This is a genomic window from Sphingobacterium sp. UBA7038 (assembly GCF_002494055.1).
In the GTDB taxonomy this organism is placed as follows: domain Bacteria; phylum Bacteroidota; class Bacteroidia; order Sphingobacteriales; family Sphingobacteriaceae; genus Sphingobacterium; species Sphingobacterium multivorum.
This window is the reverse complement of sequence record NZ_DLAV01000006.1, coordinates 249,998-267,656: the sequence shown is the minus strand read 5'-3', so window position 1 is coordinate 267,656 and position 17,659 is coordinate 249,998. Positions and strand designations below refer to the sequence as shown.

18 protein-coding genes are annotated in these 17,659 nt (G+C 37.5%); 11 read left to right on the top strand and 7 right to left on the bottom strand.

The window, feature by feature from the left end; translation table 11 throughout:
* Nucleotides 1-36 precede the first annotated feature (36 nt).
* Complete coding sequence (locus B3H30_RS02955) at nucleotides 37-2,496, top strand: bifunctional YncE family protein/alkaline phosphatase family protein (protein WP_083295894.1); 2,460 nt, start codon at nucleotides 37-39, stop codon at nucleotides 2,494-2,496.
* A gap of 71 nt (nucleotides 2,497-2,567) precedes the next feature.
* Here B3H30_RS02955 and B3H30_RS02950 read toward each other — a convergent pair whose 3' ends face one another.
* Nucleotides 2,568-3,164 carry an HD domain-containing protein gene (locus tag B3H30_RS02950; RefSeq protein WP_070565210.1) on the bottom strand — a complete coding sequence of 199 codons (597 nt, stop codon included), beginning with the start codon at nucleotides 3,162-3,164 and terminating at the stop codon, nucleotides 2,568-2,570.
* 181 nt (nucleotides 3,165-3,345) lie between these two features.
* On the opposite strand from B3H30_RS02950, the gene B3H30_RS02945 reads away from it, so the two are divergent.
* The 5 genes from B3H30_RS02945 to B3H30_RS02925 all read left to right on the top strand — a co-directional run bounded on the left by B3H30_RS02945 (nucleotide 3,346) and on the right by B3H30_RS02925 (nucleotide 8,174).
* Nucleotides 3,346-4,368, top strand: coding sequence for an LLM class flavin-dependent oxidoreductase (locus B3H30_RS02945; RefSeq protein WP_070565207.1), 1,023 nt, complete (start codon nucleotides 3,346-3,348; stop codon nucleotides 4,366-4,368).
* A 12-nt stretch (nucleotides 4,369-4,380) separates the two neighbouring features.
* Entirely contained in the window at nucleotides 4,381-5,502 is a 1,122-nt protein-coding gene (locus B3H30_RS02940; protein ID WP_070565205.1) for an NAD(P)-binding domain-containing protein, read from the top strand.
* 347 nt (nucleotides 5,503-5,849) lie between these two features.
* Nucleotides 5,850-6,623, top strand: a complete 774-nt coding sequence (locus B3H30_RS02935; protein WP_070565203.1) for a helix-turn-helix domain-containing protein — start codon at nucleotides 5,850-5,852, stop codon at nucleotides 6,621-6,623.
* 199 nt (nucleotides 6,624-6,822) lie between these two features.
* Nucleotides 6,823-7,320 carry a DUF1772 domain-containing protein gene (locus B3H30_RS02930; protein ID WP_070565313.1) on the top strand — a complete coding sequence of 166 codons (498 nt, stop codon included), beginning with the start codon at nucleotides 6,823-6,825 and terminating at the stop codon, nucleotides 7,318-7,320.
* A 350-nt stretch (nucleotides 7,321-7,670) separates the two neighbouring features.
* On the top strand, nucleotides 7,671-8,174 hold the full coding sequence (locus tag B3H30_RS02925; RefSeq protein ID WP_070565311.1) for a hypothetical protein: 504 nt from the start codon (nucleotides 7,671-7,673) through the stop codon (nucleotides 8,172-8,174).
* A 522-nt stretch (nucleotides 8,175-8,696) separates the two neighbouring features.
* Here the strand turns inward: B3H30_RS02925 and B3H30_RS02920 are convergent.
* Nucleotides 8,697-9,503, bottom strand: coding sequence for a LexA family transcriptional regulator (locus B3H30_RS02920; protein ID WP_070565200.1), 807 nt, complete (start codon nucleotides 9,501-9,503; stop codon nucleotides 8,697-8,699).
* Nucleotides 9,504-9,975: 472 nt separating this feature from the next.
* Between B3H30_RS02920 and B3H30_RS02915 the strand changes: the two genes are divergently transcribed.
* Nucleotides 9,976-10,413, top strand: coding sequence for a hypothetical protein (locus B3H30_RS02915; protein ID WP_139144962.1), 438 nt, complete (start codon nucleotides 9,976-9,978; stop codon nucleotides 10,411-10,413).
* A 150-nt stretch (nucleotides 10,414-10,563) separates the two neighbouring features.
* Here the strand turns inward: B3H30_RS02915 and B3H30_RS02910 are convergent, their stop codons facing one another.
* Genes B3H30_RS02910 through B3H30_RS02900 form a run of 3 tightly spaced genes read right to left on the bottom strand, consistent with a single transcriptional unit; the run spans nucleotide 10,564 to nucleotide 11,894 of the window.
* Entirely contained in the window at nucleotides 10,564-11,079 is a 516-nt protein-coding gene (locus tag B3H30_RS02910) for a hypothetical protein (RefSeq protein ID WP_070565193.1), read from the bottom strand.
* Nucleotides 11,036-11,413 carry a hypothetical protein gene (locus tag B3H30_RS02905; protein ID WP_046671699.1) on the bottom strand — a complete coding sequence of 126 codons (378 nt, stop codon included), beginning with the start codon at nucleotides 11,411-11,413 and terminating at the stop codon, nucleotides 11,036-11,038. Before B3H30_RS02905 ends, B3H30_RS02910 begins: the two co-directional genes overlap by 44 nt.
* On the bottom strand, nucleotides 11,400-11,894 hold the full coding sequence (locus tag B3H30_RS02900; protein ID WP_070565190.1) for an N-acetylmuramoyl-L-alanine amidase: 495 nt from the start codon (nucleotides 11,892-11,894) through the stop codon (nucleotides 11,400-11,402). Before B3H30_RS02900 ends, B3H30_RS02905 begins: the two co-directional genes overlap by 14 nt.
* Before the next feature lie 726 nt (nucleotides 11,895-12,620).
* Here B3H30_RS02900 and B3H30_RS02895 point away from each other — a divergent pair.
* The 4 genes from B3H30_RS02895 (at nucleotide 12,621) to nudK (ending at nucleotide 16,803) form a co-directional block, all read left to right on the top strand.
* Entirely contained in the window at nucleotides 12,621-13,517 is an 897-nt protein-coding gene (locus tag B3H30_RS02895) for an SIR2 family protein (RefSeq protein ID WP_070565187.1), read from the top strand.
* A 498-nt stretch (nucleotides 13,518-14,015) separates the two neighbouring features.
* Nucleotides 14,016-15,245, top strand: coding sequence for a hypothetical protein (locus tag B3H30_RS02890; RefSeq protein WP_070565184.1), 1,230 nt, complete (start codon nucleotides 14,016-14,018; stop codon nucleotides 15,243-15,245).
* A 31-nt stretch (nucleotides 15,246-15,276) separates the two neighbouring features.
* A complete protein-coding gene (locus B3H30_RS02885; RefSeq protein ID WP_070565181.1) occupies nucleotides 15,277-16,116 on the top strand; it encodes a helix-turn-helix domain-containing protein in 840 nt (279 codons plus the stop codon).
* Between the two features lie 105 nt (nucleotides 16,117-16,221).
* On the top strand, nucleotides 16,222-16,803 hold the full coding sequence (gene nudK / locus B3H30_RS02880) for a GDP-mannose pyrophosphatase NudK (protein WP_070565178.1): 582 nt from the start codon (nucleotides 16,222-16,224) through the stop codon (nucleotides 16,801-16,803).
* 24 nt (nucleotides 16,804-16,827) lie between these two features.
* Here the strand turns inward: nudK and B3H30_RS02875 are convergent, their stop codons facing one another.
* Both B3H30_RS02875 and B3H30_RS02870 read right to left on the bottom strand, forming a co-directional pair.
* Nucleotides 16,828-17,160 carry a hypothetical protein gene (locus tag B3H30_RS02875; RefSeq protein ID WP_139144961.1) on the bottom strand — a complete coding sequence of 111 codons (333 nt, stop codon included), beginning with the start codon at nucleotides 17,158-17,160 and terminating at the stop codon, nucleotides 16,828-16,830.
* A gap of 232 nt (nucleotides 17,161-17,392) precedes the next feature.
* The gene (locus tag B3H30_RS02870) at nucleotides 17,393-17,653 is read right to left on the bottom strand and encodes an Ada metal-binding domain-containing protein (protein ID WP_070565173.1); all 261 of its coding nucleotides are present in this window, start codon (nucleotides 17,651-17,653) and stop codon (nucleotides 17,393-17,395) included.
* Nucleotides 17,654-17,659: the final 6 nt, after the last annotated feature.

The following is a 17,659-nucleotide window of genomic DNA, read 5'->3' as shown; positions in this document are numbered from 1 at the left end:
ATTTAGTCTGACTACTCAATTTCGTAAATATGTCCCATGAAAAGAATAGGAACATTTATTTTGACAACGTGTATGTTTGCAACCTCACAACTCACATTCAGTCAAAACAATATACAAAATAGGATTAGTTCAATTTTGGAAAGCAATAAAGTTGGACTACCAAATGGCTGGACACTAACCCCTGTTGGGAAACAGATAGAGCTCGGAGATTTACCGCTGAACTTAGTTATCAGTCATCATAAAAAGCTTGCAGCTGTCAGCAACAATGGACAAAGTACACAAACAATAGATCTTATCGATCTCGCTTCACAACGAAAAATCGATAGTATTGCTATACCAAAATCTTGGTATGGATTGGCTTTTTCGAGCGATGATAATACACTGTATACTTCTGGGGGACATGATAACATGATCAGGATCTATAAAATCAACGGTGGAAAAATTGCATCCAAAGATTCTATTGTTCTTGGCAAGCCATGGCCCAATAAAATAGGAATAGCCGGATTGGCTGTAGATGATAAAAACAAACAACAATTATATACTGTCACCAGAGAAGATAAAAAACTATATGTCATCGACTTAAAAACCAAAGCAACGAAAGCAACTTATGATTTGGGAGCTGAGGGGTATACCTGCCAGCTAACACCTGATGCAAAACAACTCTATATCAGCGTCTGGGGCGGAGAAAAGATTTTAGTATGGGATGTTACACAAAATAAGATAACCAAAGAGATCCCTGTGGGTAGCCACCCAAATGAAATTACGTTTAGTAAAAATGGTAAATGGCTTTTTGTCGCCAACGCAAATGACAACTCGGTATCCATAATCGATACTAAAACAGGAGCAGTCGTAGAAACATTGAATGCAGCATTGTATCCTAATGCTCCAAGTGGATCGACCAGCAATGGTGTTGCTTTGTCCACAGATGGTAAAACCCTTTACATAGCCAATGCAGACAACAATTGTTTAGCAGTATTCGACGTAAGCAAGCCTGGGAGATCTATTTCGAAAGGATTTATTCCAGTGGGCTGGTATCCAACGAATGTAAAAGTAGTCGATAAAACAATTCTGGTTACAAATGGTAAAGGCTTATCATCCAAAGCTAATCCAAAAGGTCCCAATCCGACAGACCAAAAGGAAAAAGTCGATCGTCATGCAGGCGACCTCAACAAACCAAAAGAGATACAATATATTGCTGGTCTTTTTAGGGGAACGTTAAGCTTTATACCTGATCCTAAACCAGAAGAACTCGCCCTATATTCTCGTGCGGTATACCGGAATACGCCCTATTCGAAAGAAAAAGAGCTGCAAACAGAGGGTGAAGCCGGCAACCCTATTCCAATGAAAGTTGGAGACCCCTCTCCGATCAAATACGTATTTTATGTCATCAAAGAAAATCGTACCTACGATCAAGTTCTAGGTGATGTTAAACAAGGAAATGGAGACGCTTCACTTTGTTTATTCGGCGAAAAAATCACGCCTAATCAACACAAAATTGTCAATGAATTTGCACTTCTAGACAATTTCTATGTCGATGCGGAAGTTAGTGCGGATGGGCACAATTGGAGTATGGGTGCTTATGCCACCGACTATCTGGAGAAAACCTGGCCATCAAGCTATGGCGGTCGCGGCGGCACTTATGGAGGAGAAGGGGAACGAGAAATAGCCAACAATAAAGGCGGATTTATTTGGGATAATGCCAAGCGACATCAAGTATCTTATCGCACCTATGGTGAATTCGCAGATAAAGGAAAACCCAACGTAAAATCTTTGGAAGGGCATGTTGCCACTGGATATACAAGTTATGACCTGAGTGTTGCCGACACCACACGTATAAGACAATGGAAAGCTGATTTTGATCAACTCATCCAAAAAGGAGAAATGCCCCAATTGACAACCATTCGAATCAGCAACGACCATACGGAAGGGATGCGTGCCGGCAAAAAGTCCCCTTATGCTCATGTAGCGGACAATGACCTCGCTGTTGGGATGTTTGTTGACCATATCAGCAAGAGTCCAATCTGGAAAGAATCTGCGATCTTTATACTGGAAGATGATGCCCAGAATGGTCCTGACCATGTGGATGCACACCGTAGTCCTGCCTATTTGATTAGCCCTTATGTAAAAAGAAGATCTGTAGATCACACCATGTATTCAACCTCAGGGATGATTAGAACGATAGAGCTGATTTTAGGGATGAAACCAATGACGCAATACGACGCTGCTGCAACACCCATGTGGCGATCGTTTAGCAATAACCCCAATTATACTCCATTTGATCATGTCGACGCAAATGTAGATCTCAATGAGCGCAATCCAAGTAAAGGGAAACTAGCTGTATGGAGTGACAAATATGATTGGTCGAAAGAAGACGCGGTACCTGATTTGGTATTCAATGAAATTCTATGGCAGGGACTTAAAGGTGAATCTGCTCCAGCTCCAAAAAGAGCCGCCTTCCTAAAGGTAAGCGAACAAAAAGAGGATGATGACGATTAATGTATATTTATAAAACCACAATGGTCAGCAATAGTATCGGGATTACTGCTGGCCATTGATGAGTATCCTACCTACTCTCCTTTTTTCAGAATCCCCCGAGCAACTCCAGCATCAATCAATTTTTCTGCATATTCCCACAATACTGCTGAGCCATCCTTAATGACAGATTTTTTTTCATAAACCTTTTCATAATTTACACCAGGTTCATTCCAGGTTCCACCATTATTGGAACTATTCTGTAAAAGTGGCTCCAATCGATCCATCGCTCGTGCGAACTGTGCTTCCGGCGTTTGACCAGCTTCAAATTCTTCCCAGATCGCAATGAGTTCCTCTGCTTGCTGCCCAGGCAAAATTCCAAAAATCCGCTGAGCTGCCAAACGCTCCGCACTTGTATTGGTATGGTTTTTTTCTGTATCATAGATAAAAGTATCACCTGCATCGATTTCGACGATATCATGTATCAATACCATTTTGACTACCTTCAATAAATCCACTGATTGATTTGCATGTTCTAAAAGCACAATAGCCATTAGGGCAAGATGCCAACTGTGTTCAGCGTCATTTTCGGGACGGTCACTATTGAAAAGTTTTGTCCTGCGCTGGATATATTTAATCTTGTCGATCTCCTTAATAAACTCGATCTGTTGTAATAATTTGTCTGAAAGCATCACTCTGAATCACTTATACAATTATATAATACATAAAATTACTCTTTTTGAGCCACAGCCTACTTGTCATTTGGCAAATTCATTCAAACCATATATTATTGACACCCATCGGACAATCCAAACTACCGATATAATCGCAACATTTATTAAATTTGATTGACATCAAATCCCATTGTGATTTATGAAAAAAATAGGCTTTTTATCTTTTGGCCATTGGTCCAAGCATCCCGCATATAGTACGCAGACCGCAAGCGATACTTTATTGCAATCCATAGATCTAGCAGTAGCTGCTGAAGAAATAGGTATAGATGGTGCATATTTCCGTGTACACCATTTTGCGAATCAGCTAGCATCTCCCTTTCCTTTATTATCGGCCATTGGAGCCAAAACCTCAAAAATTGAGATCGGCACCGGTGTCATTGATATGCGCTATGAAAACCCCCTTTATATGGTGGAAGACGCTGGAGCTGCAGATCTAATCTCCGGGGGCAGATTGCAGCTCGGCATCAGCAGAGGATCGCCTGAACAAGTAATAGATGGTTGGCGTCACTTTGGTTACAATATCAACGAGGGCGAAACAGATGCTGATATGGGAAGGCAAAAAGCATTGGAATTTTTAGAAAAACTTAAAGGAATTGGTTTCGCTGAACCAAATCCCTATCCAATGTTTCCAAACCCGCCCGGTCTGCTGAGGCTCGAACCCCATTCGGAAGGGTTACGTGATCGTATCTGGTGGGGAGCAGCATCGAACGCCACGGCTGTATGGGCTGCTCAAAACAGAATGCACCTGCAAAGTTCCACTTTGAAATATGATGAAAATGGCAAACCTTTTCATATCCAGCAGGCCGAACAAATACGTTTATACAAAGAGGCCTGGAAAGCAGCAGGGCACCCTGGTGAACCCCGCGTTTCAGTCAGTCGATCCATATTCGCTCTGGTCGATGATTTAGATCGTTATTACTTCGGGCAAGAGGCTGACAAAACAGATAAAATTGGGGTAATCGAATCGGACAAGCGGACGATTTTTGGGCGAAGTTATGCCGCAGAACCAGATCAACTCGTGAAAGAATTAGCGCAAGATGAAGCAATACAGGAAGCAGACACGCTATTATTGACCATTCCAAATACGCTAGGGGTCGACTACAATGTCCACATTCTTTCAGCCATTTTGGAACACGTAGCTCCCGAACTTGGTTGGCGTTAACTCCTCTTTCGTATGATAAAGAACATTCGCTACAAAACAAAAATTGCAGTCATTGGTGCGGGTCAGGCTGGACTTTCTGCTGCTTATCATTTGAAGAAGCTCGGACTTAAAATCGGGCCGGATTTTATCATCCTGGATGAAGCCTCTGCACCAGGAGGAGCCTGGCAATTTCGCTGGGACTCCCTTACCTTAAGTACAGTCAATAAAATATACGATTTGCCCGGCATGTCGTTTGAGGAGACTTTATCAACAAAAGGGGCGGAAGTTCAAGCCAACACCGCTGTTCCCCATTATTTTAAACTTTATGAAGAAAAATTTGGACTTCAAGTATATCGACCAGCTAAAGTAGAAAAAGTCTACATGTACCAAGATCGCTTTCATATCGATACGGCAGAAACTCTTTTCTCAGCACTCGGTATTATCAACGCCACTGGAACATGGGAAAACCCCTATATTCCTACCTATCCAGGTGCAGAATTATTTCGGGGCGAGCAACTCCACACAAAGGATTTTAAAACTGCAGAGTATTTTCGTGGCAAACATGTTATTGTTGTTGGAGCCGGTATTTCTGCCATTCAGCTATTGGACCAAATTTCCCAGGTTACAACGACAACCTGGGTAACACGACGACCGCCTTTATTCAGAGAGGGGCCATTTGATGACATGGCCGGGCATAATGCGGTTGCTATGGTAGAGGAACGTGTACGATTGGGGCTTTCACCTTTGTCTGTCGTTTCCGTTACGGGCCTCCCCTATTCTACAGAAATCCAGGAGATGGAAAAACGGGGTGTCCTTCAACGTTTTCCAATGTTTCAAGAAATAACAGAAAAGGGGATCAAATGGGCCAATGGAACAGAACAACAAGCAGATGTTATACTTTGGAATACAGGCTTTAAAAGTTCATTGAGCCATCTAGACGCAATGCTACCAAAAGAAAAACAGGGTGGCATTCAAATGGCAGGCAGACTAGCGACCATGGTCGCTAAAGAACCAAGAATTCACCTCGTGGGTTATGGTCCATCAGCATCGACAATCGGTGCAAACCGTGCAGGTAGCGCCGCAGCTAGAGAACTTCTAAAAACGCTTTCAGCTGCCGACCTGAACACAAATAAATTTAGTGGGAGCCAACTATAATGGTAGTTTCAATTTTGAGTACAATAATAAAAAGTCAAAGCAGTGGATTCAGTCGTTTTAAAAAGTGACCTGAGTCATTACAACCCTTCATTGGATTCAAATTGGATTGCCAATTATTGGCAAAATAATTATGTTAAATTACTGGAACATGCACAATTATTTCAGGTGAGAAGAAAAAAACCGCTCTACTATTTCAAATAAGTTGAATCAACGACATATACTTTAAACACTACGGGTCACAGTAAATCCACTAATCGAAATCCAACGATTATCCATATATTCTTATTTCATATTTCTGTATATTTAAAATTATAAAAAGTCGTAAAGCAAAGCCAAACAATTTATAAATGAAGCCTCAGATTATCTGTCCAGATACATCCATTGCATTATTCGTAAAGGCGATCCTAGTGTTTGAAAGTCAGACGAATGATTGCGTAAACTTACCTTTTTATGCTGATGGTTACCCTGGTTTATTGTTTCAACGATGCTATGGTGATTTTACAATCAAGCCTCATGATAAAAAAATGTCAAAGATTTTCCTCTATGGTCAGACAATAAAACCGATTTCAATCGATGTAAAAGGCCCTTTTCAGATTATCGTTTTTCAATTTTACCCATTTGTATTACGGACATTTTGGGGCATCTCGCCCGAAAGCATAAACGACGACTGTTATGATCTAAATACTCCTTCAAATACAACCTTCCACCAACTTACCGGCACATTATCCTCATTTTCAACAACTGAAAACAGCATCCAACTATTGACACAATCGCTTCTCAGCTTTTTCGATAGCAAGAAAAATAAACTTGATTTTTCGATTCAGCGAGCAATTCTTGAAATCATCGAAAGCCAGGGCCAAATCATTATTAAAGAAATTGCAAAAAGAGAAGCATTGAACATCCGAACTTTTGAAAGAAGGTTTCTCAAGGAAACTGGGATATCCGCTAAACAATTCGCTAAAATGGTACAATTTCAGGCCGCTTTTAAACAGCTCAATAGCAAAGACTTCCGAAAGATAACGGAAATTGTTTATGAAAATGGATTTGCCGACCAATCGCATTTTATTCGTGTCTTTAAGACTTTCACAGGCACAACTCCAGCGTCATTTAACAAAAAATAGGTTACTGTCGTTTTTATTCTATATTGACTCCCTGATTATCACAACTTTTGTATTGTCTAAGGTCGAGAGCAACGAAAGTGTGTATTTTTTTTAGCCTCAACTCCTTCGAAAAATTTACGATAAGAAAACAATGCTTTGATAAATCAGAACGCTTAGACAATGAGTTCAGCAAAACATGATACATCAAAAAAATATAGACATGAAATTACAAGACATCATTTTAGCGCTGGCAACAATATGTTCGGCTATCATATCAGGCTTATTTTTTTCGTATACCTTTTCGGTCAATTTGGGGCTACATAAACTCAGCGATAAAGCCTATTTGACCGCCATGCAAAATATTAATAAAAAAATACTAAATTCAGCTTTTTACTGCTGTTTTCTAGGCGCTCCAATTTTATTATTGATGGCTACAATATTATCTTTGGATCTATCGTCACCAAAATTTTATCTAATACTAGTAGCATGCCTAAGCTATATCATTGGTGTAATTGTGGTCACAGGCACACAGAATGTCCCCTTGAACAATCAATTGGCCTCGATCGACCTATCTATATCTCCAGAAAAATCTTTAAGACTTGCACGTGATGCCTTTGAAAAACCCTGGGTATTTTGGAATAACATCCGAACTTGCTGCTCTTTACTTACACTCACTTGTTTAATTATTAACTTGGTATTTTTTAAAGCAAGAAATTGATCATAATATGAGGTAATAGTTTAGGATCAAATACCATATAGCCCGTTTACTGGCATTTCCACCGAAAAAAACTTGCTATTATTTACCGACCTCTTTTAGACGAAAAAAAGTCCAATGTATGCGAATTTAAATCCATTCCCCCCGAATTTAAATCAAGTGCTAAAACCTCTTCCTCAATACCTTACTTTTATAAAAATTAATCGACGGATGTTATTGAATGTGAGTGTAAATCAGCATGAAGGCAGGTATATCGAAGATTCCAAAAAATCTTCGATAGATTACCAAAACATTAATAAGCAGAAGTTGTCTATCAATAAAAATAGTCTTTACAATTAATGAAATTTTTCCCCATGAAAACTAAACACTTAATTTCAACATCATTATTAGTATCTTCAGCCATAGGGTTGTTCTCATCTTGCAATGGTAGTTCTGTCGATACGGTAAAAGCGATCGAATCAAACTATGACAACCAAAACAAAACTATTACGTTAACAGGTGAATTTGATGCGCCTTCTTTTACATTCTCATCAGGAAAATCAAAAACTATGGCCATGAATTTCGTAGTTAAATCTCATGCGTTTAGTTCTGAAAAGTTCACTGCATTCAGCGTTATATTACCTGTAGGGACAGAAAAGAACAATGTTTTATTTGAAATTCCTACAGATCAGAAAAATTATACGCTTAAGAACTTTTATGTATTTGACGATAAGGGAGAAAAAATCAACCTAGATTCTCATACAACATTCAAGATGACAGGAACAGTACACTACAATGAGATGGAAAAACCTGTAAATGAACGGGAAAAAGATAATTTTTCCTATAAAATAACCGATGTAAGCTTTGTCAAAGATTAAAACTAACAACAATTGATAGCATAAGAAATAAAAAAGCCAGATTTCGAAACCTGGCTTTAAAAATAAACATATGATGATTAGTAAATGGCAAGTCCATAGGTACAGCTTAGTAGATAGTTCAATTATTCGAAAATTCCTCCACCCCGCGTTGATAACCTACGCACATGTACCTATTATTTCAATTGAACGCTACGAACATGCCTGAATAATGAGCAACCAATATTCTCGTCACGTTATCAGTCTTCTTAACGTTAAATATATACTAGGAGCGCCAAGATAGGACGCAACAACATGTCCGCATACGTTCAATTTATAGCCAAATATAGAAATAAAAACTAANNTTAGTTTTTATTTCTATATTTTTTAGCAACACCATACAAACTTGGTACGGATAACTTTCAATTAACAGTGCGCGATTGGGTTAATTTATCGCACATATAGCTGAAGCAAAAAGGTCCACCTATTAACTTTGGTGTGAAAAGATGAACTGTCAAAACGAAATTAATCCGAGCTAGGCTATTCCTAAAGCGAACGGCTGATATCTACAACATTAAAAATTTGGTCAACATCATCCAAACTTACCTCAAAATCTGGGTACCTTGTTTTATCAGCATTTAGCGAACGAAGGGTAAGAATTCCGTTATTGACATCATGATGAGCAATTTCTTTAATAATAACTCCTTCATATTTATGTACAACAACCCAATACCGATATTTGTGGGTATGAAATTTTGATTGCCATAACTCTCTTTTAATCAAACGTCCAGTCACAATATCACCGTCCAATACACTTGCGTCTGTTCCATCGGTCATACTATCACCACTAACTTCAAAAGAACGATAGGCACCTTTATGAAACTCAGTGACTGTAATAAAATGTGCCGGTAAATCGTCCATATATTCAGCATCAGAAAAGCCAGAAAGATACCCGGCTTTAGCTTTCTCTGTGACAAGTTTTGTCTGCATCAAATATCGTCCTGGGGAAACTTCAAAAAATATATTATTCTTATTTTCGTCAATAAACTTGACGTCCTCCGAAAAATATCCTATTGACTTACCATTACCAATACTAAGCATGGCTATCGTGTTGGGTTGCACTAAAGGAGCTACCTCCATTCTTTCACCTTTTCCATACAGCAACCAGTCATACTGAACATGAGGAAAAGCCGCTTGAATACGTGTTTTCATCGTAAGTCCAATAGGATACTCTCCTTTTTTAATACGCGAGTACACCTGCTCGCGTACCCCTAGTAAAGACGCGAATTCACGGTTAGTAACGCGCATCTCCAAGCGTAAAACTTCAAAGTTATTATTTGGATAAGTTTCCATAGTCGATCGGGTATTTAACAAATGTTACACAAATATATAACAATCTGACACTAAGTTACACAACTTATTAAACCTAAACAAATAGACAATCAAAATAAAACAATAAAATTCTAACTATCAAAGCATTACAGTTAAACAAATAAGTTTACTATTTCATATAAAAAGTAAAAATTAGGTTTTAATAAACTTGCAAGATTAACAAATTTGTTTAACTTTGTTAAACAATAAAAAAATATAGACCCCTAGAATAGATAAGCCGGGTAGTAAGCAGATCAGCTATTCGTTGGATTTGCAATTTGCGAGACAAAAATCAGTTCATACTTAAAGATAAAAGAAAATGTAACAGCTCATGTCATAACATCTCAGACAGCCCACTGTATACACAGTGGATTATTATCAACTACAAAAAACCAGCAATATTTTACGAAAAGAGGAAAGCAGTATAGTAACCGACAAAAATCGTTCACAACGTATGAACACATTATATTATTCATTCATCATGAGTTTCTTAAAAGAAAATCATCCCGAGATACTAAAATCCATCGATAAGATCTATGAATCTGATCTTTCCAAAATCAGCCAAGTAATTGACTGTTATTGTCAATTTGTGGGTATTCCTTCTCAGCAGATTATGGGAGAATATATCAATTACAAGGACATACAGCATCGTTACAAAGCTATCGCCGTTGTTCTACGTATCTTTCAGCCGGAAAAATTAAATAATCTGAAAACAAAAGTAAAAAGTAGCATATACAAGGAACTTGGTCCTTACTTAAAAATAAACAATGACACATTACAGAAATCTATCATCTGCGCTTGCAATCAATTTGACCTCTATCGTGATTTCAAAAAAGAGATTAAACAGATTGCCAATTATTACCTTATTGACCGGCATTTCGATGGGGATTAATATTATTTTATACAATCACAGCAGCTCTGCTCATTCAGCAACTGTATCCAGCTCTACAAAATAGTCCTTGAATTTTATACTCAAGGACTATTTCGTGTTATTTACTGAATTTTATTAAAATATAATGGTAACGATCTTTTTAATGGGTAACTACCAAATTCTAATCAACTTACGTTTATTTATCCACCAAATAATCAAGCCGACCAATATACTGCACCCCATTAAAAAATAAAGAAGACTTGACACTGCTGGTTTTGCAACCTCTTTTGATTGTTCTTTAGTTAGCTCCGTTTTCGTTTCAATTTGCTGACTACTTTTTGCTTTGTGATCTTTCCAATTGGTATTTAACCTTCTTTCAAGCTGCAGCTTTTCAGAATAATGTTCCTTTTTCGCATAGACTTTCTCCTTATGTAGCTGAACAACCCCATCCTGCATAATCTGAATCCCCTCACCTTCAACTTGCATCACATATTCATCTGTTACCAAAGCCTCTTTAGCTAATCCAACAACTTGTATATGTCCTGTCTTCTGTGCTATAGTAACAGACTCTGTATTTTTTTCTTTGATGCCAAACTCTTGTGATGCATTGGTTTTCTCAACCTTTTTAAACAAACCGCAGCTGCTAACCAGTAGCAGCATTGCGATTATCTGTAGTGTATTTTTCATTTTTAACGCGCTTTAATTCAATCTGTAGCCTATTATAAAGTTTCATAAGATCATCATATTTTACCTGCAAATCCGCTAAAGTCTTAGCACAAGACATACGTTCGTCATTTGCCAAATGTAACCCTTCATTAAGATCTTCAATGATCGTCCGTAAATGCTCAATATCTTTCTCTAACCTATTGGCATAGCCTTCCCATTTTTCAATTACCTTTCCGGCATTCTCAACATTTGTCGCCTCCACCTCGGCTTGCTGCTTAGGCCTTCCAACAAGATACCCCCCTACAGCTGTCGCTACAGGGATAATCAATTTCTCTAAAATCTCAAGTAATTCCATTATAATTTCCTTTTGTTAACGGTTTAAATTTTTCCCAGGGAAATTGTACCCCTGGATCCTCCTTTCTTTCAGGTGCAATATCCGAATGCCCTAAAATCTCTCGAATCGGATAAGTACGGATAATTGCTTTACATACTGCTATCGCCGCATTGATCTGCTTTTCAGTGTAACTCTCCATCCCTTTATTTTGCAATTCGATTCCAATGCTACAGTTATTCAAATTTTTTTGACCGGCCCAAGTACTAAGGCCTGCATGCCAACATTTTGTATTAAAAAGCGCCAATTGCGTTATGATACCATCACGACTAATATGAAGATGAGCGGAAACCTTGCTCCGGGAATCGGTCATCCAATCAATTGCACTTGTAGCATTGGACGCACCGTCGTAATGCATAATAATATAAACGGGTTTAATAATCCCACCTTTGTTTGGTGTTTCTCTATAAGAAACACCGATAAGTTTGTTTTCTTTAATTTCCATATCACGATTTTTTTATGAATTAATCTGTCTTACACTAAAAAACTTGTATTGAGAGAAGGGAAACACACTTTATTAGAGTTATTTAGCTTCTATTTTATACAAAGTTAAGCGTGATCCTGCGCAGTGAAGCGCACTATTAGCTGGATGTAAGCGGTAGGTTACAGATACCGAATATTGTGCAAAATTTTCATCGATGTACGTATACACCAAAAGCGAGCTTAACAGGACTTGCTCTTCATAGCACTCTCAAAAGCGAGAATAACACAACAAAATACTACTATAATTTATGGGAATATGTTGCCAAGACCGTGATATCATTCTCAAGCCATATCACAACAGACCATCCTTGAAGAGACATCAAACATTTCCTGTATTCCTTTGTTATTTGTTTGTTATAGCATAGGATAAGTTATACCGTGAAGGCTAGGAAGTTGGTTCGCCTAGCCTTTTTTGACGAATAAAACCAACATATTTGACTGATCCGTCCATCGCAATGACGTAGCCATTTTTTACAGAAGTTTCAATTTACATCACATTGTTTCCATGCGGTATATAATGAGATTAAGAACCCATTCATCGCTGTGGTCATGTACAAAATCCTTCGATTTTTTTATTAAATTCGTATGGAAGAAATCTAAATTCAATCGATTAAATGTTATATCAAAAGATGCGATCGATTGACATCTTCATTTAACTTTACAGACGTAAATCTTGATTTACAATACAATGAACAAGTTTGCTTTATTAGTCGGGAACGACATTAATAATATTTCACCAGGGATAAGCTGGAGTGATTTGCTACACAACATCAAAGAAAAGTATAAAGTTAGCTCATTGGAAAATGGACAAAAACCGTTCCCTATGTTGTATGAGGAAATATTCCTTAACGCAATTCGAGAAAAGCATATTAATGAAAGAGAACTTAAAAGCTATATATCGGATTGTGTCTCTCAAATCAATCAAAATGAAATCCACCAATTAATTCGGGATCTCTCGATCGAAAATATCATCACAACTAACTATGAATTCAGTTTAGAAGGAGAAACCGCAACAGCAAATGCTGGCCTTATCCGTGAAACAACCTACAGTGTATTTCGTAAACACCAAATCGGCAACACGAACTATTGGCACATCCACGGCGACTGCCTAAATCCCTCTTCCATTAACCTCGGTTATGAACATTACTGTGGTCAATTGCAAAAAATGAGGGATTATGTCGTTAATGGGACAAATTATAATTCGCAAACAGTCTACAAGGCTGCATTAATTAAAAGATTAAGTCGAAAAAAAGATACTAAACTCCAATCCTGGATTGACTTATTTTTCACGCAGGATATCCATATCCTAGGTCTATCGCTTGATTTTGTAGAAATAGACCTTTGGTGGTTGCTAACCTACCGCGCCAGAAATAAGTTTTATAGACGAAGTACCTTTATTAAAAATAAACTTTTCTATTATACAACAAAAAAATGGTACGCACTCTCCAAAGATAAAATGCAATTACTTCAAGCAAACGATGTTGAAATTGTTGTTATTGACGAAACCGATAAAACGAAATACTACAAGAACGTCCTCGCCAACATCAAAAAAAAATATAGGTTATCCAGCAAAATATTAAGTTGAACCTCAAAGCAATTTATAGATTTCTAGCTTGTTATCATGTCATTAATTGAAAAAGAATTTCGCGTTGCCAAACAAAATAAATTTACATTAAGCATTGAAAGCTTGGTGAATCGTCCAAAATCTGAACAGCAAGCTAATTAGGCACATTATCCACTAGTTTATTTCATCTAACGAGCCCCAAATAATGAGACATCCTTACGCAACCCTTATTTCATGCTGAAAATGATTGGCGACCAAAGTCAGTGAAACTACGCAATCAGGCCTTTACCAACTGATGGATCAAACAGGGGGATAAAGCCGGGAACAGCCTCCATCGACACAAGTCAAAAAGACACTTATAAATCAGAAAACCAAATATTTACAACATATAAAGTATTTTATTAAATTGATTTTGAGAAATAAAAAAAATAAATCATTTTTGCTATCATTTAGCTAAGATTAACAGGAAAAGTAAAACCGTAAGGGATTATCATTCATATTTTATTTTTATTGATCTATATGTCATTTAAGAGAATTGCCTATTTCTTTTTGGGATTTTTGTTATTTATTGGTTGTAAAAGAGATATTCATCCAGGAATTGTACCACCTGATCCCGAAGTCATTGAAAAAGATAAATTACCCATCCCTACAGGTTTCACAAGCGACCTAGGTTCAATAAAAATTAATACAATTGCCAATGCAAACCAACCCGGCGAAGAACTCCCAGGCTGGATACGCGATATCTCTGGCAATAGCGCGAGTTATTGCCACCCAGATGTTGAATATTTCCCTGCCGGTTTCAAAGGATACAAATATTGGATGGTATTTACGCCATATTTTGGCATAATCGGGTCAGACCGTACCGCCTCTCTCTATGAAAATCCGACTGTGGTAGTTTCTAATGATGGAAAAGAATGGATTACTCCGGCTGGATTAATAAATCCTATTCAACGACGTCCGGCACTAGAAGATTCTTTCATCCAAAAAGATGGTAGCCCCAATCAAGGTTATTGGTCCGATGTAGACTGGAATTTCAACGGTGAGGAATTCGAACTATATTATAGAGGCTGCTTTTTCTCAAGCAAAATTTTAAAAAAATGGGGCGCCAAAAGCGCAAACAACGATAAAAAATTAAATGAAGAAGCTGAACGTGTTATTGTAAGACAAACATCAAAAAATGGGATTGACTGGACACCGCTGGAACTCGTGTATAATAGTAATGAACCTACATCTTTCCAAGATAACCATATCCTTTCACCAACATTTGTGAGAAATTCGACAAATTTAACGACCAGTTACGAAGTGGATTTCATGCCTAGCTACAAAGCACCAATTATGACCAATATCCTATCGCGTATTTCTACAAATGGATTAGATTTTACAGCATATCGCGACAGTAAGAAAGTTGAATTTATGAACAAACCTTGGCTAGAATTCAGCAAGGGGTATTCGACTTGGCATCTGCAAGGTTCCTATATTGATGGATATTATTTTTTATGTCTGGCAATTGGAAACGTCGACCGATTTACCTCAGATATGAATTATCTCGCCTATTCAAAGGATGGTATACACTTTCGTGTATTCGAAAAACCTTTAGCTGCGGCCAATGTATACCGCTCTTCTGTATTCCCAAAGACATCTTCCTTAAAAAGCATTGAATTTGGCGCCGTAATTGGTTATAAATCCGGAGCCTTTGGCTATCGTGAATTCACCATCAGCAAACAGGTATTGGAAGATGGTTTAAAATAAAATAGTTATATTTAGGTTCAAAGTCATTTCGATGGAGTTATTTCCAACAATAGATATTCAAGAATTTAGAAAAGACCAGCTTGCAGGTAATCAAGGATATTTATACTCGGAATTACGTGGTGAACATCATATAGCGCGTCCACACCAGCATCATTTTTTTTTATTGGTACTTTTTGACCAAGCAGAAGGTGTTCATACGATTGATTTTAAAGATTACCATATTGATCGTCATCAAATCCATATCCTGTTTCCAAAGCAAGTTCATAGTTGGAAATTAGGGGCCAATACAACTGGTTTCCAATTGATGGTCGATAGGGAACACTTCGAGAAATTTTCGCCCAATTTCCATTTTTCATTTGCTTACTATCAACGTACTCCTGTTATCTCACTCTCTAGCGAAACATTTGCTCTGCTTTATTATGAATTTAATGCAATAAGAAAAGAACTTGAGGATCACAATTGCGTTCCTGCAATTATCTACTCTCGCACAGCTGTCGTCGCATCTATAATAAGCAAAGAGGTACAGAAAATAGTACAAAATGAACAAAATAATGACTCCAATCCATGTCTTTTAAAGTTGCAAGAGTTAATTGACATCCATTTTCAGCATGAGAAGTCGGTATCTTTCTATGCGAAACAACTTAATATATCAACTCCGCACCTTACTAAAATCTGCCGTCAAAAGCTCGAAGTATCTCCGAGCCAGCTTATTCAACAACGAACTATCTTGGAAGCAAAACGATTGTTAAAAGCAACCGATCTATCTATCAAAGAAATTTCGTTCAAACTTGGTTTCGTCGACTCTCCTTACTTCTCTAATTTCTTCAAACAACACACAGGTCTGAATCCAAAACAATTTAGAACGGACTGAGATTCACCAATACTTCGTATAAATTCATCAAAGCTTCTCTTAGTTTTTCCTGCTTAGTTTGGATTGCAATTCTTATTTTTATCTTTTGACTTTAACGCGCTAAAAATGGCAATAAAAGATATTAAAATTGTAAAAACTGAAATTCTATCAGACAACTGGTACACGTTAAAAAAAGTGACTTATCAATACAGCAAACTCGATGGGACGGTACAGCAACAAAGTCGAGAAGCTTATGATCGTGGCAATGGAGCCGTCATTTTACTCTATAATACCAGTGCTCAAACAGTCATATTAACAAGGCAATTTCGAATACCAACTTACATCAACGGGAATGAGTCAGGCATGCTTATCGAAGCTTGTGCAGGTCTACTTGATCAAGATTCTCCCCACGACTGTATACGGAGGGAAACAGAAGAAGAAACAGGCTATCAGATCAAGGAAGCAAAAAAGATCTTTATAGCTTATATGTCTCCAGGTTCTGTAACTGAAATTCTACATTTTTTTATAGCAGAATACACCAATAACATGAAAGTTGGCGATGGCGGTGGTTTAGAAGAAGAGGAAGAGCATATTGAAATTCTAGAAATCAATATCGAAGAAGCACTACATATGATTGATACAGGTGAAATCAAAGATGGAAAAACCATTATGCTACTACAATATATTCGATTAAAAAATATACTGTAGACGCCTAATTTAGATGATAAGAGGCTAGTGATTAACTTTCTCAAAGATAAACTTTGGGTCTTGGAAATTGATGGTTGAAGGTATATAATGTGGAATTCCCATATACACTTGCTCCGTTCCTGTACCTAAAATATACAAAGACCCTTTTTTTAATAAAGCAAAGGGTCTTCTTTTTTTCTGTCCCCAGCCAAATGGCGTATAATAATAGTCCCCAAGTAAAGTGTCTTTTTGGATATTGCCGCGAATGTCTCCCGAATCAACCTCACCTCCAGGTCTATAAAAGAACAATTTACCATGAAAACGGCTCTCAAAAAGATTAAGATCCAAACGGGCACTGTCACGTTCAGTATGAGCCATATAACTCAATACTTTAGGATCTCGCCTCCCCTCTTCACAGCTTATCAACAGCAGAGTCGAAAAAATAAAATAAACAGCAATCGAATATAAACGCATTTTTCTTTTGATCTACGATAATTAATCCCGTCTCAAGATAAACACAAAATTCAACAATATACAAGGAATTTGACATAAGATTCTTTTTCCAAATTTGATTTACTTAGATTCTCTATATAATCAAACTTAATGCGAACTACACTTTATCAAATCTTTTATTTTCTTCCTTCCATTCAACGTAGTTCGCTTTTAAGCAGTGCCCACAAGGGCGATAATGATGTTTTAGCGCTTCTTGCTCAGTGGAAAAAAAGACCCTGTTCTCCCGCTTCATCCGTTTTCCCGAAATACAGCAAAGCAATCCATAAATTTTTAGCTTTTCATTGCCACCAAATTGAATTTCTCCCGCTCGAATCTTGGCGCGCAATGAAGCATCTGTTATATTTTTATGCCATTCCATTGTGTG